At 49.9% G+C, this 25,029-nt stretch carries 22 protein-coding genes; 7 read left to right on the top strand and 15 right to left on the bottom strand.

What is annotated here, in order from left to right; translation table 11 throughout:
- Positions 1-73: 73 nt before the first annotated feature.
- The 5 genes from LX59_RS07070 to LX59_RS07050 all read right to left on the bottom strand — a co-directional run bounded on the left by LX59_RS07070 (position 74) and on the right by LX59_RS07050 (position 5,031).
- Complete coding sequence (locus tag LX59_RS07070; protein ID WP_144571148.1) at positions 74-898, bottom strand: NADPH-dependent oxidoreductase; 825 nt, start codon at positions 896-898, stop codon at positions 74-76.
- 20 nt (positions 899-918) lie between these two features.
- Positions 919-2,268: an MmgE/PrpD family protein gene (locus LX59_RS07065; RefSeq protein WP_144571147.1), complete on the bottom strand. Its 1,350-nt coding sequence runs from the start codon at positions 2,266-2,268 to the stop codon at positions 919-921.
- 72 nt (positions 2,269-2,340) lie between these two features.
- Positions 2,341-3,201 (bottom strand): TauD/TfdA dioxygenase family protein, encoded by an 861-nt coding sequence (locus LX59_RS07060; RefSeq protein WP_144571146.1) that lies wholly within the window; start codon positions 3,199-3,201, stop codon positions 2,341-2,343.
- A gap of 34 nt (positions 3,202-3,235) precedes the next feature.
- Positions 3,236-3,934, bottom strand: a complete 699-nt coding sequence (locus LX59_RS07055) for a peroxiredoxin-like family protein (protein WP_144571145.1) — start codon at positions 3,932-3,934, stop codon at positions 3,236-3,238.
- A gap of 14 nt (positions 3,935-3,948) precedes the next feature.
- Positions 3,949-5,031, bottom strand: a complete 1,083-nt coding sequence (locus LX59_RS07050; RefSeq protein ID WP_144571144.1) for an alkene reductase — start codon at positions 5,029-5,031, stop codon at positions 3,949-3,951.
- A gap of 746 nt (positions 5,032-5,777) precedes the next feature.
- On the opposite strand from LX59_RS07050, the gene LX59_RS07045 reads away from it, so the two are divergent.
- Positions 5,778-6,734 (top strand): 2-hydroxyacid dehydrogenase, encoded by a 957-nt coding sequence (locus tag LX59_RS07045; protein ID WP_144571143.1) that lies wholly within the window; start codon positions 5,778-5,780, stop codon positions 6,732-6,734.
- A 178-nt stretch (positions 6,735-6,912) separates the two neighbouring features.
- On the opposite strand, the gene LX59_RS07040 is transcribed toward LX59_RS07045, so the two are convergent.
- Positions 6,913-7,254, bottom strand: a complete 342-nt coding sequence (locus tag LX59_RS07040; RefSeq protein WP_144571142.1) for a DUF2790 domain-containing protein — start codon at positions 7,252-7,254, stop codon at positions 6,913-6,915.
- A gap of 118 nt (positions 7,255-7,372) precedes the next feature.
- Here LX59_RS07040 and LX59_RS07035 point away from each other — a divergent pair, with 118 nt between their 5' ends.
- Positions 7,373-8,263, top strand: coding sequence for a LysR family transcriptional regulator (locus LX59_RS07035; protein WP_144571141.1), 891 nt, complete (start codon positions 7,373-7,375; stop codon positions 8,261-8,263).
- Positions 8,264-8,307: 44 nt separating this feature from the next.
- Here the strand turns inward: LX59_RS07035 and LX59_RS07030 are convergent, their stop codons facing one another.
- The 8 genes from LX59_RS07030 to LX59_RS06995 all read right to left on the bottom strand — a co-directional run bounded on the left by LX59_RS07030 (position 8,308) and on the right by LX59_RS06995 (position 16,422).
- Positions 8,308-8,871, bottom strand: a complete 564-nt coding sequence (locus LX59_RS07030) for an NADPH-dependent FMN reductase (protein ID WP_144571140.1) — start codon at positions 8,869-8,871, stop codon at positions 8,308-8,310.
- Between the two features lie 47 nt (positions 8,872-8,918).
- Positions 8,919-9,641, bottom strand: a complete 723-nt coding sequence (locus LX59_RS07025; RefSeq protein ID WP_144571139.1) for a pirin family protein — start codon at positions 9,639-9,641, stop codon at positions 8,919-8,921.
- Positions 9,642-9,656: 15 nt separating this feature from the next.
- Positions 9,657-9,815 carry a hypothetical protein gene (locus tag LX59_RS07020; protein ID WP_211354835.1) on the bottom strand — a complete coding sequence of 53 codons (159 nt, stop codon included), beginning with the start codon at positions 9,813-9,815 and terminating at the stop codon, positions 9,657-9,659.
- A 451-nt stretch (positions 9,816-10,266) separates the two neighbouring features.
- Positions 10,267-11,415, bottom strand: coding sequence for a glycerol dehydrogenase (locus tag LX59_RS07015; RefSeq protein ID WP_144571138.1), 1,149 nt, complete (start codon positions 11,413-11,415; stop codon positions 10,267-10,269).
- Positions 11,416-11,465: 50 nt separating this feature from the next.
- On the bottom strand, positions 11,466-12,863 hold the full coding sequence (gene lpdA, locus LX59_RS07010) for a dihydrolipoyl dehydrogenase (RefSeq protein ID WP_144571137.1): 1,398 nt from the start codon (positions 12,861-12,863) through the stop codon (positions 11,466-11,468).
- Positions 12,864-12,873: 10 nt separating this feature from the next.
- A complete protein-coding gene (locus LX59_RS07005) occupies positions 12,874-14,418 on the bottom strand; it encodes a 2-oxo acid dehydrogenase subunit E2 (RefSeq protein ID WP_144571136.1) in 1,545 nt (514 codons plus the stop codon).
- A gap of 1 nt (position 14,419) precedes the next feature.
- On the bottom strand, positions 14,420-15,445 hold the full coding sequence (locus LX59_RS07000) for an alpha-ketoacid dehydrogenase subunit beta (protein WP_144571135.1): 1,026 nt from the start codon (positions 15,443-15,445) through the stop codon (positions 14,420-14,422).
- 14 nt (positions 15,446-15,459) lie between these two features.
- On the bottom strand, positions 15,460-16,422 hold the full coding sequence (locus tag LX59_RS06995; protein ID WP_144571134.1) for a thiamine pyrophosphate-dependent dehydrogenase E1 component subunit alpha: 963 nt from the start codon (positions 16,420-16,422) through the stop codon (positions 15,460-15,462).
- A gap of 418 nt (positions 16,423-16,840) precedes the next feature.
- On the opposite strand from LX59_RS06995, the gene LX59_RS06990 reads away from it, so the two are divergent.
- The 4 genes from LX59_RS06990 to LX59_RS06975 all read left to right on the top strand — a co-directional run bounded on the left by LX59_RS06990 (position 16,841) and on the right by LX59_RS06975 (position 22,852).
- Complete coding sequence (locus tag LX59_RS06990; protein WP_246118700.1) at positions 16,841-18,118, top strand: OprD family porin; 1,278 nt, start codon at positions 16,841-16,843, stop codon at positions 18,116-18,118.
- Positions 18,119-18,205: 87 nt separating this feature from the next.
- On the top strand, positions 18,206-20,953 hold the full coding sequence (locus tag LX59_RS06985) for a winged helix-turn-helix domain-containing protein (RefSeq protein ID WP_144571132.1): 2,748 nt from the start codon (positions 18,206-18,208) through the stop codon (positions 20,951-20,953).
- Positions 20,954-21,548: 595 nt separating this feature from the next.
- A complete protein-coding gene (aroQ, locus tag LX59_RS06980) occupies positions 21,549-21,989 on the top strand; it encodes a type II 3-dehydroquinate dehydratase (protein ID WP_144571131.1) in 441 nt (146 codons plus the stop codon).
- A 5-nt stretch (positions 21,990-21,994) separates the two neighbouring features.
- Positions 21,995-22,852 carry a shikimate dehydrogenase gene (locus tag LX59_RS06975; RefSeq protein WP_144571130.1) on the top strand — a complete coding sequence of 286 codons (858 nt, stop codon included), beginning with the start codon at positions 21,995-21,997 and terminating at the stop codon, positions 22,850-22,852.
- 79 nt (positions 22,853-22,931) lie between these two features.
- Here LX59_RS06975 and LX59_RS06970 read toward each other — a convergent pair whose 3' ends face one another.
- Complete coding sequence (locus LX59_RS06970) at positions 22,932-24,161, bottom strand: LysR family transcriptional regulator (protein WP_144571129.1); 1,230 nt, start codon at positions 24,159-24,161, stop codon at positions 22,932-22,934.
- Between the two features lie 144 nt (positions 24,162-24,305).
- On the opposite strand from LX59_RS06970, the gene LX59_RS06965 reads away from it, so the two are divergent.
- Positions 24,306-25,016, top strand: coding sequence for a 4-carboxy-4-hydroxy-2-oxoadipate aldolase/oxaloacetate decarboxylase (locus tag LX59_RS06965; RefSeq protein WP_144571128.1), 711 nt, complete (start codon positions 24,306-24,308; stop codon positions 25,014-25,016).
- Positions 25,017-25,029 lie beyond the last annotated feature (13 nt).

The raw sequence follows: 25,029 nt of genomic DNA, 5'->3' as shown, positions 1-25,029 counted from the left end.
CACTAATGCTATAAAAAAATACTGTGAAGTTCTTTTTACTTATATGTAAGTACAAAAATGTACCGATGAACCCTCAACGCAGTTGAAAGGATTGGGCTTGAAGGGTGGCCAGTAGGTGTTCACGTCCGCTCAATATCTGTGGGCGGCTCAGGCGTTCGATGGATTGGCGCGTCCAACTGGGCGTATTCAGCCCCTGTTGCTGGTAGAACGCACCAATACGTTGATCGTAATCCTGTACTTGGGTGCTTTCGTCCTCAGGAATTCGGTAGGTTTCCCGATGCAGTACCAGCGATTGCGGCAGGCGAGGCTTGATGGCTGCTGGTTTTTGGGCATCGGGGTAACCAATGGCCAAACCAAAAACCGGATACACCCAAGACGGTAAACCCAGTTCATCAATCACTGCGGCGAGGTTGTTGCGCAAGGCACCGATATACACCGTACCCAATCCTAAGGATTCCGCCGCCAATACCGCATTTTGCGCTGCTAAGGCTGCGTCTGTGCTGGCCACCAGAAAGCTGTCCAGATATTCCAGCGCTTCTAGGCTTGCTCCCTGTGCTTCGGCTTGGCGCTGAATGCGGGAAAAATCCGCCAACCACACCAAAAATAAAGGCGCTTGGCGAATGTGGGCTTGATCGTTGGATAAAGCCGCCAGACGGGCTTTGCGTTCAGGGTTTTCCACCGCCAACAGCGACCAAGCTTGCAGGTTAGAGGAGGTGGCTGCCGACTGCGCTGCCGCCAGCAGGGTTTCCAGTGTACCTTCAGGCAAAGGTTTATCCTGATAAGCCCGGACGCTGCGGTGCTCCAGCAAAAAACGGGTAATGGCGTTGTCGATAAAAGCGGGTTGTTCCTCAGCAGGGAGGGCATAGCGCTGTTGCAATAGGGTATTGGTGTTTGGCATAGACTGGGCTCCAAGAAAGGTCAGTGGTCAATCTGCAATAGGCGGGTCAGTGTTTGCGTATTGGCTAGGTTACGGATGGATAGGCTGTGGTGTAGCAGTTGCTCCAAGGTTTCATCCCGCAAGGGGTTGTGCGCGAAGGCGTTGCAATCCCACAGCTTGCGGCGAATATCGGTTGCGGTTAAGGGGTTGTGCGGATGCCCAAGGCTGGGGGTAATCAGGGGTACTGTGTGACTGCCCCCTTGGTCATACACAAACACTAAGCGACTCGGTTGGTTGCCTTGGGAGCGTAACTCCACCTTAGCCGCCAGTGCCTTGACCGCGTCAGAAGCGGATTGGGGCGCGGCATAATCCTGTAGACGGGTTTGGCCGGATAGAGTGCTCAGTGCCAAGGAAAAAGGAATGCTGAACTGGGCCTGTACACTGTGCTCCGGGTATTGGGTGCGATTACGTGCTAAGGCGGCTTCTTCTAAATACACCTGAATGGATTGAATACTGCGTCCTTGGTGCGCTGGACGGGCGGCTAAACTGGCATCCAATAAAGCATGCACATTACGCCCGCAAGGGTAGGGTTTTAAGGAGATGCGCGCACTTAAGAGCTGTGTTCCTAAACCCTCGGTAATCACGTCAGGGCGGTAAGCGCCACGCTGGTAGAGGTTGAAAAATCCATCGGGGCCTTCAAAGACTGCTTGCGCTCCGGTTAAGCCAGCGCGGGCTAGGAGTACAGCGGTAATACCATCACGGGCGGCAAATCCGGCCTGCAAGCGCTTAGATAGGGCACCGTCCAAAATACATTGGCGATTGCCGCTGGCTTGAGAATAAGCGATCCCAAAGGCATTGTGCAGTTGGCTGTGATCAAGCTTGAGCAAGCGCCCCAGAGCTGCGACCACGCCAAAAATGCCAAAGGCTGAAGTACGGTGCCAGCCAAAATCTTGGGTCGGGGCGAGGGCTAAACGCACGGCCACATCCAAACCGAGGGCTACGGCTAGGCTGTAATCTGCGCCGCTGACATTGCCCAGCTCATCGGCTACGGCCAGCACGGCGTTATGCACCAAAGCTCCGGCGTGCATACCGCCGCCTTCGTCGAGGGTATCGTCGTAATCCAGCGCGTGTCCCGCCGAGGCATTAAGCTGGGCGGCCGCCACCGCAGGCAGAGACAGCTTGGAGTTGACGACCCGCGCCTGACCGCTTTGATACTGTTGCTGCACGACCTGTTGCAAAGCGGCAATGCCTTCCGCCCGACTCCCACCCAGAGTGACGGCTAGGCTATCGGCCAAATCCAACCCCAGATGCTGGCTGACCTCATCGGTTAAACCCGTTGCTGGAAAGCTCAGTACATGCTCCACCAAAGATGCGGCAAGATCCTCTGACATCCATTCCCCTCCTTCCAATTAAAAACAGGAGCGACCAAAAGGCGTTGATCGCTCGCGTTCCGTGACGATGGATTAGCCCGCTTTAGCCAAGCGTGCGCGGTGGGGAATGTCTTCGTCGGCGATCAGCACTCGCTCCATGACACGCGGGAAGTCACCGTAGTTGGTCACTGGGTAATGCAGAGTCGAGCGGTTATCCCAGAACGCCACCGAACCCTCGCGCCACTTAAAGCGCACTTGGTATTCAGGGTGGCTGAACTCTTTGAGTAGGTAATCCACCAGCGCGCGGCTTTCCTCTGGGCTCCAACCCAAAATGTAGGGAAACATGGAGAAATTGATGAACAGCACATCCTCGCCGGTTTCCGGATGGGTACGAACCAGTGGATGGGACACTATGGGGTATTCATAACCCACGCGATCCAGCGAGGGCTTGAAGTTGTGTACCACATAGGCATCCTCAATGCGGGCTTTCACCTCATCCGGCAAATTGCGGTACACCAAACCGCTGTCGGCCCAAATGGTATCGCCGCCAAACTCCGGCAGGGTCACTGGGCGTAACACCGCGCCATAAGTGGGTTTAAGCAGCCAACTGGTGTCCGAATGCCAACGGCCTTTCACCGCTTCACCGTACAGGGCACGGGACTCTTCGGCGCGAATTAAATGGGCGGCCGGTAACTCAGGATCGGCTTGCTGGGTGGTGGGATGCACATACAGCTCGCCAAAATTACGGGCAAAAGCTACCTGTTCCTGAGTGTTGATGAACTGATCGCGGAAGAACAGCACCTTGTATTGCAGTAACAGGGTTTTTAACTGGTCGCGCACTGCCGGGCTGAGGGGCTTTTTCAGATCAATACCGCTGACTTCCGCCCCAAGGGTGGGCTCCAGCGGGGTGACTTTCAGGATTTCAGACAGGTTGACGACTTTTTCCGTGCTCATGGGGTACTCCTTTAGGGATTGGGGCAATGTTCTGTTAATAGCCAACGGCGTTACGAAGTGGGCCGTTGGTTTGGGTAGGTAGCAAAGCCTGTACGGCCTCCAAAATGGGGCTGGCTTCGGTGCGAACCAGCCAATCGGGGGAGACTTGGGCAAAATGCACCCGCTGATCTTGGCCAATAACCACTACGGTGGGTTGCGGTAGCTCCCAAGTCCCTGTGCCCGTAATCACACCAATGCCGGGCCCTTTGGCTAGGGCCGCTTGTTGGGAGGCTTGGTCAAATTGGTACACAATGCCAAAGCGCTGGGCGAGCTGATTGCCCAAATCGCTGGCCACGTGCAGCTTTAAGGCATGGCGGGTTTGGATCTCGATGAGGCGTTCTGGCACCTGTGGGCTGACGGCCACTAAAGGCACGCCCCATTGCTGTAACTGGGGATACAACTGACGGTCGTAATAGGGAATGGCCAGATTACAGGCCGGACAGCCCGCAAAACGGAAGAACACCAACACCGCTGGCCCATCGGCCAATAGGCCGTCTCGCGTTAAGCGTTCGCCGCCCACTTTGTGTAACTCAAAGGGAGCCACAAAGTCGCCGGATTGAACAAAGCGTCTGCGGGGAGCTTCCTCCACCAAGCGGCGGCGTTGGTCGATGTTGACCTGTAAATCCGCTGCATCCCAAGTGCGCTCTCGTTCGGTGTGCAGATCGGCCAGCAACTGATTCAGAGATTCTGTCATGGCGGCTCACTTCCTCAGGCGCTGGCCCGTTGTGGGGCTAAAAAGGGATAGTCGATGTAGCCCTGATCCTCGCCGATGTAAAAACTGGCAGTATCCGGTGTATTTAAGGGGGCTTGACGGCGGAAGCGCTCCACCAGATCGGGATTGGCAATAAACAGGCGGCCAAAGGCAATAAAATCGGCGCGGCCTTGTTCTAACGCTTGTTGCGCGCGTTGTTGGTCAAATTCACCGGCCAATACCAAAGCACCTTGGAACAGTTCGCGCAGACGGGGCGCTAAACGTCGTTCAGCGGGGATGCTGTCTGGCTCAATCAAGTGTAGGTAGGCGATGCCCCGCGCCTGTAGCTGTTCGGCCACATAGCTATACAGGGCCGCAGGATTGCTGTCCTGAATGCCATCCAAATCAAAGTGCGGTGATAGGCGCACGCCTAGGCGATCTGGGCCAAAAACTTCCAGCACCGCATCCACAATTTCCAGCAGTAGGCGGGCACGGTTTTCTACAGAGCCGCCGTAATCGTCCGTCCGTTGATTGGTGCCATCACGCAGGAATTGGTCGATTAAATAGCCATTGGCGGCGTGAATTTCCACGCCATCGAATCCCGCTTGTTTGGAATAGCGTGCCGCTTGCTGAAACTCTGCAACAATGCCGGGAATTTCGCTGATATCCAACACCCTAGGGACGGGAAAGGCTTGCGGCCCTTCAGCCGTTTCGGCCAGCCCTTGAGCGGCGATGGCTGAGGGCGCTACAGGTAAAGCGTGACCCGGTAGCCGCGAAGGATGAGCTTTACGGCCTAGGTGGAATAGCTGTTGTACGATCAACCCGCCTGCGGCATGTACCGCTGCGGTGACGGGCTTCCAGCCTTGGGCTTGGGCCTCCGTATGAATGGCCGAACCACCGGGCCGACTAACGCTGTAGGGCGATACATGGCTGGCTTCGGAAATAATCAGGCCCGCGCTGGCGCGCTGCTGGTAGTAGGTGGCTACGCGTGGTAAGGGAATCCGCAGTTCCTTATCGGAGCGAGCGCGTCCGAGTGGAGCCATCAGGATGCGATTGCGGAGCTTAAAAGCCCCTAATTGGGCGGGTTGAAATAGACTCATGGCAGTGTCTCCGAAAAGGCGTGGCTGCTTTAGGCTGTGCAAGGCTGAGGAGAGCGGATAACTAACAAGACAGAGCCCCTCGGGTTGGGACTGATGGGGCGATTAAAACGCTGAGCTGAGACGGGAACATTCGGCATACACGACCTCTTCAAGGGGGTTGAAAGCTAACACCTCCACTGGAAAGGGGTCGGTCTGGATTGAGAATATCCGTATAAAAATGCTTTGATAAATATTCTTTAGGAATAAATTAATTATGCAAAAATTTAATTTTTAAATATCTAAAAATAAATTTTTATACCAGATAAAAAATACAGGTTACTCAACCCAAACCTTCAAAGCCTGCGGCTTATCACGGAAAAATATTATTCTATAATAGAATAAGTAATATAGTTTTTATTATTTTTTAAAAATAGGAGCCGTCATGTTTTCCAGCCACTTAAGTCGCCGTAAGGTTTTAGCAGGCACAAGTATTGGCCTACTGTCACTTTTGCTCCCCCAATATGTCTTTAGCCAAATCTCAGCCGCATCAGTGTCGATACTCGAGGTGGATGGGCTATAAAGTGGTAGCTCTAAAGAAGTTCGTTCCTGATCGCCTCATTCGTGCTTTTGTGGGGACAGCCCTTGAGTTTTCTGCTTAGGAACCCGGCTTAAGTTACTATCACTGGTGGGAGACGGCGGTCTTAGGGACTTGGTTGATTGATATCCACTAATTACGGCCTTGTTAAGAGGTCGTACAGGAGTTACTGATGACCAACAGCACTATTGATGTACTGGTTTGGGGCCCGCTGCACGAGTTTCTGATGCAAGCCCTAGCCCGCGATTTCAAAGTACACAAGCGTTGGGAGATTAAGGATTTGGATGCTTGGGTGGCCGATCGGGGCCCTCATGTGCGAGCGGTTGTTACCAGTGGCGTATATGGTCTGGAAACAGCCTTACTAGAGCGCCTGTCCTCCCTTGAGGTCGTAACCAGCTTTGGTGTGGGTTACGATGCCATTGATACTGCGTATCTGGCTAAACGCGGCATCCGTCTCAGTAATACCCCTGATGTTTTGAACAATGCGGTGGCGGAAACGGCTTTAGCTCTGATGCTCTGTCTAACCCGTAGAATCAGCGAGGCCGAGCGCTTTGTGCGGGCTGGGAAATGGACGTCAGCTAAATTTCCCTTAGGGCGTGGCCTTACTGGTAAAACCTGCGGCATCGTGGGTTTGGGGAAAATCGGCAAAACCATTGCCAAGCGTGCGGCGGCTTTTAATATGGAAATTGCCTATTTTCGCCGGGGTGAGCCCTATCCAGATGTGCCCTATACCCACTACTCAGACCTTAAAGAGCTGGCACGCCAATCCGATTATCTGGTGGTGATTGTGCCCGGAGGCCCAGAAACCAAGCACTTGATTAACCGTGAGGTGATGCAAGCCTTGGGCTCCGACTCCTACTTGATTAACGTGGCACGGGGCTCAGTCATGGATGAGCAGGCTTTGATTGCCTCTTTGCAGGCAGGTGAAATCGCCGGTGCCGCCTTGGACGTATTTGAGGATGAACCCCGGGTTCCCACTGAATTTTTCAGCATGGATAACCTAGTGCTGACACCGCATCTGGGCAGTGGTACTTACGAGACGCGCCAAGCCATGGCGGAATTGGTATTTACTAATCTGAGTAGCTATTTCAATCAGGGTAAGTTAGTTACGCCGGTTAACTTAGATTAGGCCTTGCTCAGACTTTAGAGCCTATGGGGTGCTGACTAAGGTGACTAAATAAGCCTTGTACGCAGAGAGAAAAACTGCAACACAGACTGACCCTATCGTCTTGGCTGATAGGGCTCACGCCTTGCTCTGTTTTACCCATATTTCTGAGGGACTACACACCTAGGCACAAAGGAGCACTTCAACCGCTCTGACAGCCATTATCGAACACTTGATAATTCAGCTTACGCAAAACGCCTTGAGAGTCTTTGTACAGCATGGTGACGGGAACCGGGGCGCAGGTCACAGAGCTGTCCTTAGTGATTGAAATCACCTCCTGAACATCCAAAGTTTCACCGTAGTGATAAGACTCTATTTCTGAGGATTCGGCTTCTGTCGTTTTGGCAGCGTTGACGACTACATACAAAGGGCGAGATTCAAAGATCCCTGTAGCTTCGGTTGCGTGGGCAAAGCTGCTGCCTAAAAACAGTCCCAGTAAGCCCAGTGTGCTGATAGCAGGTTTGGGGAAGTGGATTGTGGTCATGTCAAGCTCCTTAATCTGTGGGTGGCGCGGTGTTGAGCGCCTTGGAGCCTAGATTACTGTCTCTTTTAGGTTAGAATAAGCAGCTAATTGGCTTTACTCAGTAAACTAGGATAGGACAATGAGCCAACTGGAAGACATGCGGTTATTTGTTACCGTACTGGAATGCAAGAGTTTCACCGCCGCCGCAGAACAAAGTGGGTTATCCAAGCAATTTGTCAGCCGTCGCTTAATGCAGCTAGAAGCCCGCTTGGGAGTACGTCTGATCAACCGTTCCACGCGCCGGTTGGACGTAACTCCTTTGGGACAAGCCTATTACGAGAGCGCTAAAAAGATTCTGCGGGAAGTGGAGGATGCTGAGCAGGCCATCTCCCAGCAGCGGGCCACACCACGAGGAGCGCTGCGTTTATCCGCTCCTATGTCCTTTGGCACCCTGTACCTGAGCACGCTGTTACCGGGGTTTTTGGAGCGCTATCCCGAAATCTCCATTGAGCTGGATCTGAGCGACCGTCGGGTGGATATGCTGGATGAAGGCTACGACATGGCGGTGCGGATCGGCGTATTGGCCGATTCGTCGCTGGTGGCCCGTCCTTTGGGCGCATCGGATATGGTGACCTGTTGCAGCCCCAGCTATTTGAACCGCAAAGGAACCCCGCAGGAGCCTGCTGATTTAGCCCAGCATGAGTGTTTGCTGTATGGGCACAGTAAATCCGTGGAATGGGTGTATCGCAATCAGGGGCAACCGGAGCGCATCAACGTGCGGGGACGTTATCGGGTGAATAACGGTGAGCTGATTGGGGATGCTGCGGTGGCTGGTTTGGGCGTGGCCTTACTACCCACCTTTATCGTGGGGCGGCATCTGGAGTCGGGAGCTTTAGTTCGGATACTGGATGATTTTCGGCCCCCACCGTTAACCATCTATGCGCTGTATCCGCAACATCGTCAGGTATCACTACTGATTCGGGTGTTCAGCAATTACTTGCACGAGACCCTCAGTCAAACGCGGTTTTAAATCGCCTAAGCACCTTGGTTAAGGCGCTTAGGCGATATTTAAGTTTAGCGTCGTGCAATCTGGGCGATTTCTACAAAGAGTCGCTCAAAGCTGGCATCCAAAAAGTTCAGGGTGGCTGTATCGACTAATCGTCCGTCACGGATTTTTTCATGGGCCGTGCCGATCACCACCTGTGGGCCTGACAGAACTTGAACGCCAATCGCCAGCAGGGTTTCGTTGAGCTGAGCCAAAGCACGCACGCCGCCGGTAAAGGCCGGAGATGAGGACACCGACAACACTGGCTTGCCCGTCAAGGTGGATTGATTATAGGGGCGGGAGGCCCAATCCAGCGCATTTTTAACCACACCGGGAAGGCCGTAATTGTACTCTGGGGTGACGATCACAATACCATCAGCAGCTCCAATGGCGGCGCGCAGAACAGCCACACCGGGTAATACTTCTGGCGTATCCAAGTCCTGATTGTACAAAGGCACATCATCCAAACGCTGAATACGGAAGTGGGCTTTATCTTTAAGCGACTCAGCTAGGGTGTTCAAAATGGCCAAGCTGTTGGAGTCTTTGCGCAGGCTGCCGCAGATACCGAGAATGTTAGGAATAGACTGACTCATAATAAAATCCTGAACTTGAGATGCTTAATGGATGAATTGAGTATGGATTAGATTCGATGAGGAAGTTCTTGGGGGCGTAGCTCAAAGACTAGCACCTCAGCTTGGTTTCCTCCTGCTAACTCCAAGTATTCTGCCTGACGAATCCGCAACCCATCACCGGCTTGTAAGCTTTGGCCGTTCACGGTCAGACTACCCCGCGCTAAGTGAACATACAGATAACGCTGTGCAGGTACAGGCACAGAGGTGCGTTCAGTGCCATCAAAGAGTCCGGCGTAAACCCGTGCCTCTTGGTGAATCCGCAATGATCCCTGCGCGCCATCGGGGGAAAGGATCAGTTGCAAGCGTCCGCGTTTGCCCTCGGTGGAAAAACGTTTTTGCTGATAACTAGGTTGTAACCCCTGAGTATCGGGCAAAATCCAGATTTGCAGAAAATGCACTTCAGCCTGAGGCGAAGCATTAAATTCGCTGTGGGTGACTCCGGTTCCCGCACTCATCAGTTGTACATCACCCGCCTGTATCTGCGAGCCATTACCCATGCTGTCTTGGTGTTCCAAAGTGCCCTCCAAAACGTAGGAGAAAATCTCCATATTCTGATGAGGATGGCGCTTAAAGCCTTTGCCGGGAGCCACATGGTCGTCGTTAATCACCAGTAGATCAGAAAAGCCCAGTTGCTCTGGATTGTAGTAATTGGCGAAGGAAAAACTGTGGTGTGATTGCAGCCAACCGTGATCAGCAAAGCCGCGATCATTGGATTTCAATAAAGTATTCATGCTCTCTTCCGGTGCTTAGGCGTGGGTGTATCCAGAGGTTTTTGAGCGGGTTTGCGGATCGGCGTAGAGCGCTACCTGTAACAATCCGCCGGCCATCGCTAGATTTCTCAAAAAGTGGATCAGTTGATTCTGATCACCAAACTGGTGATAACAGGGCGATAGCGGTGTGGGCATTGGTAAACATGGGACTCTCCTAGAGGGGAATGTGTCATCAGTGACGCGATGGAGAGAAGATTACTGTCTTTATTGATATATATTAATGAGCACAAATGGATTTATTTGTCATTTTTAAGTGGACAATAAACAAATAATAAACTCTATATGTGGCGTTAATCCCTGCATTGCATTTACCCCTGAGGTCACTGGCAGGGTTTCAACAAGCTTCACAGGGGAATCAAGGTGGCCTGAGTCCTTGAGGCCAGATCATAGGCAAACTGCCACTCATAGCTTCAGATTTAAACTGGAATGACCTGCGGCGCTTTAGCAGTGACTAAATGCAGGTCGTCACACTGAGGGAGCTTATAAAGACTTAGATACTGATTGAATGCCTAAAAAAAGCTCGATGCGACTGAGGAGCACATCGAGCCGTACAGCAAAAGCTGTGAAGTACCAGATAGGAAGCGGTTTAAGCGATCAGGCTAGGATCAAACACCGATCGAACCTGCGCTAACGCCTTATGGGCATGCGCCAAAGCATTGGCGGTTACGATAGCGTCGTACACATCACCTGGGGTAACGGTAAAGGGCATATTGCCCATGGAATCCTGTTCCGAGCAGGCCAACTCAGCCACTTGCCGCCACTGGCTTTCCACAAACTGATCCAATCCTAAATCCTCTAAAGTCAGGGGCAAGCCCACGGCTTTAATAAAATCCAGCACTAAATTCAGTTCAGCTTGGGGCGCATTTTCCAACACCAGTTGCGCAATCACGCCAAAAGTGACCTTTTCACCATGCTGAGCGCCATGCAATGAGGGCACTTGGGTCATGCCATTGTGAATAGCGTGGGCGGCCGCAATCCCTGCGCCTTCAACCCCCACACCACTTAGGTAAATGGTGGACTCAATGGTGTGCTCAACCGCTGGAGTAACGCGCTTTTCCCGCACCGCTACACAAGCAGACACGGCGTTTTCCAGCAGGATGTCTAAGCACAGGCGCGATAATCCTAAACCGGTGCGAGAAGGCTTCATTTTCAGGCGGGTTAGGTTTTCACCGTTGGCGCGGTAACAGGCCCGCGCCTCGAAATAGGTGGCTAAGGCATCGCCGATTCCAGCCAAGAACAAGCGCAAAGGGGCTTCTGCCAAAATACGGCTGTCGGCCAGCACTAAATCGGGATTACGGGGCAAGAACAGATAGCGGTCGAACTCTCCAGTGGGCGTATATAACACCGCCAATGCCGTGCAGGGTGCGTCGGTTGAGGCAATTGTTGGGAAAATCACCACCGGCAGATTGCGCTCATAAGCCACTGCTTTAGCGGTATCGAGGGTTTTACCGCCGCCAATGCCCACAATTACATTGGCCGCTGCTGCCGTTACCAATCCACAGTGGCGATCAATTTCTTGCTGAGTACATTCCAAATTAAAGCGCTCAAAAATCGCTTGGCCTTTACCTTCAAAAGAAGGCGCAGCCTCGCACAGGGCGCGCTCCAGAATGAAGGGGTCACAGATAACGTAGGCGTGACTCCCTAAATCAGAAACGTAGGTTCCCAGTTGGCCCAGAAAGTTCTTACCAATGAAGAATTTAGGCGGTGAGGTGACGGATTTGGTCTGCACAGACATAGCGTTTTCCTTATTTTTATACCAAGGGATGTATCAGCAATGACCCGACGTTAGTGATGTAATGCCCGCCCGCTACTGGCCAAGATGGCTTCGTGCATGGCTTCCGACAGCGTCGGATGGGCAAATACCACCTGCTGTAAAAACTCGTCCGTAGCCTCCAAGGTGTGGGCGATACCAAAACCTTGGATTTGCTCAGTGACTTCTGGCCCCACCATGTGCGCACCCAGCAAAGCGCCGGTGGCCGCATCAAACAGGGTTTTCACGAAGCCTTCGCTATCACCCATCGCCAAGGCCTTGCCGTTGGCTTGGTACTGAAAGCGGCCTACCTTGACTTGGTAACCTCGAGCGAGGGCTTGTTCTTCCGTTAGCCCTAAACTAGCGACTTGGGGCCTTGTGTAGGTGCAGCCGGGGATGTAGTCGTAATCCAAGGCATGGGCTGAGTCCACACCGGCCAGTTTTTCCACACAGAGCACGCCTTCATGGCTGGCTTTGTGGGCCAGACAAGGGGCACCGGCTACATCTCCGATGGCATACAGACCAAACACATTGGTTTGCCCCCAAGCATCGGTTTTGATAAAGCCGGTTTCCAGCTCCACGCCCAAGGCTTCTAGCCCCAAATCTTCGATATTAGGCTGTACACCGGCAGCGATCAGCACGCGGTCGACGCTGACCTGAGTTTCCTGCCCGTTGGCTTGACGCAGGGTGCATACCAAATGCTGCGGATTTTGCGTATCCACTGCCGTAACCGCTGTTTGGGTATGAATCTGGATACCCCGCCGCTCAAAGCTTTTATGCACTAGGGCGGCGACTTCGGCATCTTCAACCGGCATGATGCGATTATTCAGCTCCACCAAGGTGACTTGGCTGCCTAAATCCTGATACAGGCTGGTGAATTCCATGCCAATCGCGCCCGAGCCAATCACCAGCAAGGAGCTGGGTACAGCTTTGGGAACCAGCGCATCAAAGTAATTCCAGATGCGCTGCCCGTCGGCCTGAACTCCCGGCAGATTGCGGGGCCGTGCGCCGGTGGCGAGGATGATATGAGCGGCTTTAAACACCGACTCCGTTTCTTCCTCCAGCACCGAAACCACGCCCTTATCCAGCACCCGAGCCCGGCCTCGGATCACTTCAACGCCGTTTTTGTTCAGCAGATAAGCAATGCCGCCGGTCAACTTGGCGGATACGTCCCGGCTGTGCTGAACCAGTCGCTCCACCTTGAATTGCGGATTCTCGACACTGAAACCGAACTGATCTAAGTGGGTCAGGGTATGGGCAATTTCAGCGCCTTTGAGCAGGGCTTTGGTGGGAATACAGCCCCAGTTGAGGCAAATTCCCCCCAAGTGTTGCTTTTCAACCACGGCTGTTTTGAGCCCCAGTTGCGCGGCGCGGATGGCGGCTACATAACCGCCGGGGCCGCTGCCAATGACTAAAACATCGTAATCATTCATGGCTAATTCCTCAGACCAACATCAGCACTGGGGTTTGCACCAGTCGCTTGAGTTCGCGCAGGAAGGTAGCGCCTAACGCACCGTCAATAACCCGATGATCGCAGGATAGGGAAACCGTAACCTGTTGCCGAATCACCATTTGCCCATCCAAGGCAACCACCCGTTGCTCGCTGCTGCCGATGGCTAAAATGGCGGCTTGGGGTGGGTTGATGATGGCATCGAACTGACGAATGCCCAGCATGCCCAAGTTGGAAATACTGAAGGTTCCGCCTTGGAACTCCTCCGGCTTTAAGGTGCCCGCCTTAGCTTTGGTGGCAAGGTGATGCATCTCGGTGGAGATTTGCGCAATGGACTTTTGGTTGGCGGCGCGCACGATGGGCGTGATAAGCCCACCGGGTAAGGCCACGGCTACGGAGATATCCGCATCGCTGTAGCGCCGAATGCTTTGGCTCGCCTCATCGTACTGCACATTCACTTCGGGCACACGAATCAAGGCTTGGGCGCAGGCCTTAATCAGCAAGTCATTGATGGATACTTTGACCTGTGGAATGGAAGCATTGATTTCCTGACGCAGGGCCATCAGGTTTTCCAGATCCAAGTCCAGACTCAGCCGATAGTGGGGCGCGTTGCGTTTGGATTCTTGTAGACGCTGAGCAATGGCCCGCCGCATCCCCGACAACGGCTGAACCTCAAAATCGGCCTGAGGGATAGCGGTCGGCTGAGCAGTTGCCGCTGCCACTGTAGAGGTGGCAGGCTGATAGGTGCGCTGCGCGGCCTCCACATCTGCTTGGCAAATCCGGCCCCGTGCCCCTGTAGCGCGGCAATCGTGCAGATTAATGCCCCATTGCTTGGCCAAACGGCGGGCCAGAGGTGTTGCTTCCAAGCGGCTGTCATCTTCGGTAGAGCGCAACGGCTGACGGTTGGGCGTTGCCAATTGAGGCGCTGCCAGTCGTCCGCCCTGCGCCACAATGGCCTGTTCCACATCCTTTTGCGATATGCGGCCATTGCGTCCTTGCCCGGTGACTTTGGCCAGATCAATGCCCAGTTCACGCGCCATCCGTAGGGCATGGGGTGTGGCCTGAACCTGAGTCTCATCGGTTTGCCCTTGCAACGTGGCCGGAATCTGGGTGGCCGTGCTCTGAGGCGCTGGAGTTGCCACAGGGGCCGCTACCGCTTGGGAAGCTTTTGCCTGAGGCTCAGGGGCTGAGGCTTTAACCGGCGCGGCGGCTGTGCTCGGTGCTGGCGTTGCAGCAGCGCTAGGTGCTCCGCCTCGGCTGGCGATAAAGGCTTCGATGTCCGCCGCACTGACTTCGCCCTGAGCGCCTACCCCCAACAGTCCGCCTACGGGCAGGGTGACTCCGGGTTGGGCGATGATGCGACAGAGTACGCCGTCACTGGGGGCTTCCAAGGCGTTGGCGATTTTGCTGGTTTCGATCTCGCACAGTTCTTGATGGGCTTTGAAGGAGTCGCCCTCTTGGATCAGCCAGCGACTCAGAGTGCCCTCCTCCATAGAGAGCCCCCACTTGGGTACTTCAATGGCAAATAGGCTGCTCATGTTAGGCCTCCATCAGCTTACGAACAGCCGCTTCAATGCGCTCCACGCTGGGAATCCACGCCTGTTCGAGGGGCGGTGAGAAGGGAACCGGCGTATGCGGCGGGGTAATCAGTACGATGGGGGCTTTCAGGTGGTGGAAGGCTTGGGAGGCAATCAGAGCCGCTACGTCATGGGCAAAACCAAAGCGGGCGGAGGATTCGTCCACAATCACCACCCGACCGGTGGAAGCAACGGATTCGAGGATGCCTTCCTCGTCTAGCGGTGACACCGTGCGTGGGTCAACCACCTCAACGGAAATGCCTTCTTTGAGCAGCTTGTCGGCTACTGCGTTGGCTTTATGCACCATCGCTGACAGGGCGATGATGGTGACATCGGTGCCTTCGCGGGTGTAGTTGGCTACGCCCAGCGGGATGGTGTAGGCGTGCTCCGGAACTTCTCCTTTCAGCTCGTACAGGGCTTTGTGTTCACAGAAAATTACCGGATCTTCGTCGCGAATGGATTGGATCAGCAAGCCTTTAACGTCGTAGGGGCTGGAAGGAACCACCACCTTAACCCCCGGTGTGCTGCCGAAGATGTTGTAAGGGGATTGGGAGTGTTGAGCCGCCGCTGAAAAGCCCGCGCCAATCATGCCGCGCATCACCAGAGGGGTTTTGGCCTTGCCGCCGAACATATAGCGGAACTTGGCGGCTTGGTTATAGATCATGTCATAGCAAACGCCGAAGAAGTCCATGAACATCAACTCGGCCACAGGGCGGAGTCCAGTCATAGCCGCGCCCGCTGCCATACCCACAATGGCCGACTCTGTAATGGGAGTGTCGATGACCCGCGATGAGCCAAACTGAGTCCAAAGACCCTTAGTCACCCCCAGTACACCGCCGAAGGCTTCGATGGTGGCTAGTTTTTCCGGGCTGGCAGTACCGGCTTGTCCGCCGCGCACGTCTTCACCGATGAGTACCACACGCTCGTCGCGCTCCATTTCCTGCGCCAGAGCTTCTTTTACTGCTTCCCGATAGGTCTTGATGGCCATGATGTACAAATTCCTCAGTAAGATGCGTATACGTCAGTTAAAACGTTCTCAGCCGGTGGATAGGGGTCGGCTTTGGCTTTGCTGACCGCTTCATCGACTAGGGCGTTTACTTCGGTTTCTATGGCATCCAACTCCGCATCACTGAGTTGCTTGCGGGTTTTACTGCGGAAGATTTTCAGAGGGTCTTTCTCGGCGCGCAGGCGTTCTACTTCGCCTTCGGCGCGGTACAGCATAGGGTCGCCTTCAAAATGACCGTGCCAGCGGTAGGCCATGGCTTCAATCGCGGTGGGGCCACCACCCTCACGGGCACGTTGCACCGCTTCTTTAACCGCCTCGTACACGGCGAAGAAATCCACGCCATCTACACGCACGGCGGGCATGCCAAAACCTTCGGCGCGGCGGGTGATGTTGCGTCCGCCTACGGCGTAATCGTGGCCGGTGGCCTCGCCAAATCCGTTGTTTTCAAAGATAAAAATGGTGGGCAGTTGCAGTACCACGGCCATGTTCATAGCTTCAAACACTAAACCTTGGTTGGAGCCGCCATCTCCGGTAAAAGACACCCCAACGCCTTTGTTTCCAAGGGTTTTAGCGGTCAAACTGGCTCCAATCACTAAGGGTGGTGCGCCGCCCACAATGGCATTGGCACCCAGCATGCCTTGTTCCAAATCGGCGATGTGCATGGAGCCGCCTTTGCCACGGCATAATCCCGTTTCTTTGCCGAAAATTTCCGCCATCATGCCGCGAATATCGCAGCCTTTAGCAATGCAATGGCCATGTCCGCGATGGGTTGAGCCAATGTAATCCTGAGGAGTCAGGTTTTCGCACACCCCTACGGCGATGGCTTCTTCGCCGGTATAGAGGTGAATAAAGCCCGGAATATCGCCGCCGGTGTTTTCTAAATGCAGTCGCTCTTCGAAGGCACGGATCTCGTACATCTTTCGATAAGCCTGAAGAAGTTCTGGCTTAGTTAATGACATGGCGTTTGCCTCATTATTATTTAAATAATTGTTGTGAACTCAGTGCTCGTGCCGATAGGCAGACCTAGAGTAGGGAATTAACACAACGCCAGATAACTACCCAGATGGGGGGGAGCCATTAAGGGGGGGAGCGATTAACCTCTAGGGAGTCCTATCCCTATAGGGCTGCATAAAGCTAATAACTCAACAAGACAAACAATAGCTTTATCGGGAGCTTTCTATGAGTAAAAAAATAACAATATATATCGAGCGCTATTTCCTCAGTGAACGAATTATGCTTTTAACGAATATTTAATCTATTGAGTCAATAGTTAACTCCTCAATACTTAATAAAAATAATTTAATGATACGGGTGTCCTTTATGCTCGATAGAGCCTGCCGTATTTCGGTCGCTTCGGCCTGCGCATTATGTATCAGTATGCAAACCCATGCCGCCGGTTTTTTTGAAGATGCTGATATCAAATTACTGAATAGAAATTTTTATTTTTCCCAAGATTTTAAAAATGGTGACGCTACCATTAACCCGAATACCAAAGAACGAAAAGGGCGACGGGCAGAATGGGCCAATGGCGTTATCGCCAGTTTTAGTTCAGGCTTTACCCAAGGGCCGATAGGGTTGGGCTTGGATCTTCGTGGATTATATGGATTTAAATTAGATGGCGGAAATGGGCTGGCGGGGGATGGCAACAGTGGCCCCGGCTTACTACCCCGACGAGGTTATAATCGTGACGGTAAGCCCAAAGACAGTTTTGGTAAACTGGACTACGAATTGAAAGCCCGATTTTTGGATACTGAGTTAAGGTACGGCGATGTTCGGCCCATTAATCCAGTGGTACATACCAGTGATATACGACTATTACCCCAAAGTTTTCGAGGCTTAACTCTGGTTAACGACTCTTTCAAAGGCATTAGTATTCAGGCCGGAAAATTGGAGTCTCAAAGTGACCGCACCGATACAGGCCATAATCAGGATTTAGGCACAGCCTATGGAGGAAGATTTAAACAAGTCGATGATTTTAAATACTTTGGTTTTGACTTAAATCATAAAGATCAGTTTTTTGTAAAGCTCCATCACGGACGTTTAGATAACATATGGAATCAGACTTCCTTATATCTTGATTGGGTTCAGCCTTTGTCCGATTATTTCACCTTAAATGCTAATCTGCGTTACTACCGTACCCGTGATACCGGGCAAAAGTTGCTAGGTCAGTTCTCTAATAACTCTTGGAGCAGCCAGATAGGTTTAAAGGCAGGCCCGCATAATTTTGTGGTAGCCCATACTCAAATAGATAAAGACTCCCCTTTTGACTACCTATGGCACACATGGGACTTCTTTTTAAATACCAATTCTCAGGTATCGGATTTTAATAATCCCAATGAGCGTATTTGGCTGATGCGCTACGATTATGATTTTGCAGCATTGGGAATACCGGGATTATCAATCATCACCCGCTATGTACGAGGCACGGATATTGATGGCACTTCAGTGGCTTCTGGGTATTCAGCCTATAAAAATATTAAGAATGGCCGTCATTGGGAGCGTAACTTTTGGGTAAGTTATGTGGTTCAAAGTGGAGCCGCTAAAGATTTGGCTATTAAAATGTTACAAGCCACCCATAGAGTGAGTGGTGATCATACCGCAGAATCCAATATTGATGAGTTGCGAATACTAGTCGAGTATCCACTCAGCTTTTAATTGTTATCATTGACAGTAATCTGGAACGTAGGTTATATAGGCCTTATACTAGGCGAAATTATAATAAATAATTATAAGGTTTATGCAATGAACAGAAAAAATTCAAGCACTGCATTAAGCTCAATATATAGTCAAGACTCGAATGATATTACCCAGGATTTTCCGTTAATTATAACAAAGTTAAATCCACCCCGCTCAACGGGTGGATTGTTAGAGCGACCTCGATTACAGAGTAAACTGGCAGAAACAAAAAGTTGGACCTTGGCTGTAGTCTGTGCAGGGGCTGGATTTGGAAAAACAACCCTATTAACTCAATGGTATAATTTACTTAAGCAAAAAGAGTATTGTGCAGCTTGGTTAAGCTTAGATACTGAAGATAACCAAATAAATACGTTTTATCGCTATTTAATTGGCTCACTAAGCCAAGCTTTTCCTCCAAATTACATCAATACTTTGCGAGATATTGTAGCAAGCTCCAAATCAGTAGAGCAGTTAACTGCATCGCTTATAAATGTATTATATCAGTACTCAAAGCCGGTCTATTTTTTTATAGATGATTTTCATATTATTAATAATTTGAGTATTCACAAGTTAATTAATTTTTTGCTAGAGAAAAGTCCATCCCATGTACATTGGATTATAGGGACTCGCTGTAGTCCTGTGGACTTGTCTTTGGGTAGGTTGAGAATTCATAAACAGTTAATTGAGCTGGGGCCATCCGAACTACGATTCGATTCAGCAGAGGCTTATTTTTACTTTGAAAAGATTGCCGATCTTGCTTTAGATAAAGCTCAAAGCAAGCTCTTACTGAGGGTAACAGAGGGCTGGATTGCGGGCATGCAAATGGTAACTTTAATACCCTCGATTAAACGAAATCCAGAGCAAGCTATAAAAAATTTAGAGGAAGGTATTAAAAGTATTGATCACTATTGGCATGACGTTATTTTCGAGCACCTGCCCAAAGAGGTAGAAGAGTTTTTATTACTTACCTCTGTTTTGAACCGTTTAAATGCTGATTTGTGCAATGCAGTTACAGGATCAGGCAATGCTCATGTCATGCTGGATTGGATAGAACAGCATAATTTATTTATAGCGGCCTTAGATACTCAAGGGCAATGGTTTCGTTATCACCAACTCTTTGCTGAAGCCTTGCAAAAGCGCTTACAAAAGCGCTCTGATGTAAATTCTATAGATTTACATGAGCGAGCCAGTCAATGGTTCGTAAAACACAGCTTATGGGCTGAAGCAGTGCGCCATGCTTTATCTGCGGGCCGATTAAGTAATACATCCGATCCGACTTTAGCAGAGTCAGGTGCCCAATCTTTAGCAGAACAGGGCGATATTGATACCTTATTGCGCTGGTTACAGAAGTTACCCATAACGAATAACCAATACCGCATTGATCTCCAGCTGAATATGGCTTGGGCATTGGCCCACCGTTTTCGTTTTGACGAGTCAAGAAGTTTATTGAATGAGCTCAATCAGTGGTTTCAAGACTCATCAATATCTCAAGAGCTACTGATTATTCGATTAAATGTTACTCAAGCCATTTGTGAGGCCTTTGCGGAGCAAATTGATAAAGCACTGTTTTATGTTCAACCCTTATTATCAAAAATTCCAACGGGCCATATTTGGGTAGATGGATTAATATGTAATATATTGAGTTTTTGTCATTTATTGCGTGGGGATTTACACTTAGTTCAATCCGTTCAGTGTTATATGCCAACCCCACAATCCCCTATGGAAAATCTTTTTGTCACGGTATATAGAAATTTTATTTTAGGACTGTCTTATATAAAGCAAGGCTGTATTAACATCGCTGAACAATATTTATTAGACTCCTTAGAGTCTGTTGAAAAGCTCACCGGAGCTTATTCCACCGGAAGTGCTACTCTTGCCAGCCTTTTGGCCGAGCTAGCTTATGAGCGAGGTTGTTGGGATCAGCTAGAATATTTAGTCATCCAAAGACAAGAGCAAATAGATAAATGGGTTCCTTTAGAGGGAGTTTTATCTGCGTATAGAGCTTTGTTTAGAAAGGCTGTGGCGCAATCAGAGGATAACCAGGCTTTATTGCTGATACAAAGTGCGCGGAACATTGCTGTACAGCGTTCTTGGGAGCGTTTACATGCGGGGTTATTGCTTGAACAAATTATTATGTATATTCAGCGTGATAATTTGGTAATGGCTGAGCAATTGCTCTGGCAAATAGAGATGCTTCCTAGTAAAGAGCACAGTATCCCTAACTGTCACCATTATGCAAAGATAGCTCATACACATTTACTATTAGCTCGTAATTTATATGATATGGGAGATGAGTGTATCTCTGAGTTAATTAAAGAGTTTGAGCATTATGGTTGCGGGTTAGAGATAGCCCGCCTCAAACCCTTAAAAGCCATTTTGTTATGGAAAAAGGGACTACCCCTTGATGCAGAAAAAACATTGCTGTCCGCTTTAGAGTTCGGATACCGGGAGGGCTTACTGCACAGTATTTTGGATTATGGTAGTCCATTATTGCCTATATTAAGTCAGTGTTTAACCAATATAAAAGAAAATATAAAATTATTTAACTACACTCATAATATATTTCAACAACTTAGTGGCGAAGATACTAGTGATCTTGATACTTCTTGCCCTCTGAGTGAGCGTGAGTTACAAACGCTCAGCTTATTAGCTTCTGGGCTTTCTAACAAAGAAATGGCTAGATCTTTAAGTATTTCTACTGAAACGGTTAAATGGCATTTAAAAAATTTATACATAAAATTGCAGGTAGCTAGCCGCACTCAAGCCATCAGTAAAGCCTTAACATTAAAACTAGTTAAACAAAGCTATAACTAGAATGTGATAGAGCCATATTAATCGAGCAACTTACGGACAATTTCTTACAAATACGATTTCGGTATCTCACTTGTAATAACCGACTAGAAAGCTGCACACATGAGGCCCGCCGAATCCAGGATCTGACCGAAAGCTGGATGGCCGATGCCAAACGAGGCATAGAAAACGCTTGCGGACTAAACCCAAAGATGTTCGGGAACAGTACGAACGACGGTTCAAAAAGCTCCAACAACCTATGGCGAGACCATGTCGGACTAAGAGGAGCTCCGATTGCCCTCAGCTCAGTCAGCCATACCGCTGGTTTAGCTTGCCTAGAGCCTGTTTTATTAACCCGTTCATCTCTTTGATCAGCCTGTGTTGTTAAGACTTTGGGGAGAGGCGCTCTCAGTCTCGTCTCAGTCTTCGCAAGCAAGACTCGATAAGCAGTGTTCACCACTTAGGCAGTCTATCTGGCTCACCGTTTTGGGGGCGAACAGATATTTTTTGATGAGCCAGTCCCAGAAAATTTACCTTGCAAACACTAATAGCTCTGGAGTATACCGAATGATACTGTATTAACTAGATAGTACATTCAGGTTAGCAATGGACAAAAATAATGAAAACTTCCGTTCTTATACTTAACGGCCCCAACCTCAACATGTTAGGTACTCGCGAACCGACTACCTACGGCCATGAAACCCTAGCGGATATAGCAGCGCTCTGTCAGCGCAGTGCCGATAATCTGGGATTGAGTATCGAATTTCGCCAAACCAATCATGAAGGTGTAATGATTGACTGGATTCACGAAGCTCGTGGCCAATACGGCGGCATCCTGATCAATCCCGGCGCTTGGACGCACACCTCGGTGGCCATTCGTGATGCCTTGGTAGCCAGTGAACTACCCATTGTCGAAGTCCATCTATCCAATGTCCATAAGCGCGAAAGCTTTCGTCATCACTCTTTTGTGACACCTATTGCCGTTGGTGTCATCGCTGGCTTCGGTTCCCAGAGTTATCGCTTGGGACTGGAGTATTTCGCCCACTTGCTCAACGCGTGAATAGCATGAACAATAAAAACTCTTCCGTTTTAGCAGGACTTATTGGCGCGGGCATTCAAGCCTCGCGCACTCCAGCCCTCCATGAGCATGAAGGTGATGCTCAGGGTATTCGATATATTTATCGTTTACTGGATCTGGATGCCCTCAAGTTGGATAGCAATGCCCTCCCTGATTTAGTTCGGGCCGCCGAAGTGGGTGGTTTTACCGGACTGAACATCACCTTTCCCTGCAAACAAGCGGTTATTCCGCTGCTTGATGAGCTTTCCGACGAAGCTCGGAGCATCGGAGCAGTAAATACCGTGGTATTCCGCGATGGTAAACGTATCGGCTATAACACTGACTGCTTAGGGTTTGGTGAAGGCTTTCGTCGTGGGCTGTCCGATGTTGCGCGGGGAAAAGTGGTGCAGATGGGCGCAGGAGGAGCAGGCGCAGCAGTAGCCCAAGCCTTGCTGGCGGAAGGCGTTCAACAACTGGCGATTTTTGAAGTAGACCCAACCAAGGCCCAAGAACTGGTGAGTAACCTGAATGCGCACTTCGGAGCCAATCGTGCAGTGGTAGGCACCGACTTAGCCGCTACGGTTGCAGTAGCCGATGGACTGGTTAACACCACCCCTGTGGGCATGGCTAAATTGCCCGGAATGCCGCTGCCTGCTGAACTGTTACACCCTAAGCTTTGGGTAGCTGAGATCATCTACTTTCCATTGGAGACCGAGCTATTAAAAACAGCCCGCCAAATGGGTTGCCGTACTTTGGATGGTAGTAATATGGCAGTGTTTCAAGCGGTTAAAGCCTTTGAGCTGTTTTCTGGTAGTCCCGCGAATGCAGAACGGATGCAGACTCACTTTCACCAGATGAATACTTAATCTTTAACTCAATAGCTGTTTGGGCTTCTATAACGAACATGGTTAAGAAGCCCTTGTTGGTATGATTTTAAAGCGCTGTTCAAATAAACTCATGGTGCTGTTTACTGTCCTGTACGACCGACTTAATGAACTCCATTAAAATATTGGCAGCAGGAGAGTGCAAACACTTAGACCTATAAATTAAACCAATATCTCTTTTGGTATGATTTGTATAGATGGGTAGCTTTACTAAATCACCAGACTTAATCTCATACTCTAATTGATGGTTTGATACTATTGCTAGAATATCTGAGCGAATTAGAACTCCACGGATAATAGCCAAATCTCCTGTTTCAACAACAGGGTCTGGTGGATTCATACCTATAGTATCAAAGTAATGGTCGATTTGTTCTCTAGACGGAGATCCTGCTCTGGGTAAAATCCATTTTGATAAACTCAGATTATCTAAGGCATTTTCTTGGCTTAGTAGCGGATGGTTTTTTCGTACTAGAATCACTAAGTCTTCGGTAAGCAATTTTTCTCCAAATAAGTCACTGGCATAATCCGTCGATCTTAATGCCCCCAAAATAAAATCAATATCTCCTGTTCTTAAGTCCTTAGCCAATAAATCAAAGGGACTTTCGATGGTTACTATCTGTATTTTTGGATAGGCACTGACCATTCTAACAATGGCTTCAGGGAGAATTCGGGTTCGGCCCAAGGGTAAGGCTCCAACCACTACTTTCCCGCTGATTTCTCCCTGTAACGCTGCAATATCACTGTCGATATGCTTTAACTCGTTTAAAGCCCGGCGCACAAAAACACTGATTTCATCGCTTATTTTTGTGGGTTGCAGCCCTTTGGGGGTACGTTCAAACAATGGAAATCCAAATCCTTGCTCTAGGGTTTTTAAGGCAGTGCTAACAGCGGGTTGGGTCAATCCAAAATGATTGGCGACCGTTTGCACATGGTAGGTTTCTGATAGTTTTATAAATAACTCAAGTCTTTTTGTATTGTATAAATAAATAGGCTCATGTGTTTGGTTAATAAGATCAGCAATGCTCAATAATTCGGATATTGCCTGTTTTGCTCTAGGTAAAATCTGCTTTCCATAGTTACTAAGTCTCATACCCTGTATATGACGCTCAAATAAAAGAACGGACAATCTTTTTTCTAAGTCAGAAATAGAGCGTGTTATAACAGGCTGAGATCTATATAAAGTGTTAGCGGCTTTAGATATAGACTCACATTCCGCAACTTTAATAAAAGCCCTTATGTGCATTAAGTTTAGATGCTTTTTGCTTTCGGGCAGGATTTGGGTTTTTTGCATAAAAAAAACGTATACCTACTTTAGATAAAAGTATTATCCCGCCTAAGCATAAAATGTCAACCTCTGGTACTAGAGAATAAGTTAAGTTATGCAAATAAGTTAATAATTAAAAGTAGATTTAATTACTCCACGGAGCGCTTTCCCATGAGTGAATTAGTCGGAAAAACAGGAATTGTAGTTCAAAGCATTAATAGAGTTGACTCATCTATTGTCGATGAGTTAGCCCAATATGGCGTTGCTACGGTTCATGAAGCTCAGGGTAGAAAAGGTCTACTCGATTATAATGTCCGCCCTATTCAAAGCGACGTTTCTATCAGCGGATCAGCGGTAACGGTTTTAGTGGCTCCCGGTGATAACTGGATGTTCCATGTTGCGGTTGAGCAGTGTAAGCCGGGTGATATTTTAGTGGTTGCCCCAAGCTCAGCCTGCTGTGACGGCTATTTTGGTGACTTACTCGCTACTTCACTAAAGGCTCGTGGTGTGCGTGGATTAGTGATTAATGCAGGGGTTAGGGATACCAAAACCTTGCGTGAAATGGGTTTCCACGTTTGGTCTAAAGCCATCAATGCCCAAGGCACTATTAAAGAAACCTTGGGATCTGTCAACTTGCCCGTACTTTGTGCCGGACAGTTGGTTAATCCCGGTGACGTTATTATCGCAGACGATGACGGTGTGGTAGTCGTTCGACATTCAGAAGCCGCTAGGGTACTTGAAGCCACTAAAAAACGCGCGGATTTAGAAGAGCAAAAGCGCCTCCGTTTAGCAGCCGGCGAACTGGGATTAGATATATACAATATGCGCCCGCGTTTAGCAGAAAAAGGGCTGCGTTATATCGACACTATAGATGAGCTGTAATTCCGTATTAAAT

Origin of the sequence: Azomonas agilis (assembly GCF_007830255.1) — a bacterium.
GTDB classification, from domain to species: Bacteria; Pseudomonadota; Gammaproteobacteria; order Pseudomonadales; family Pseudomonadaceae; genus Azomonas; species Azomonas agilis.
Note: the sequence above shows the minus strand (reverse complement) of the source record. Positions and strands in the feature narration are given on the sequence as shown.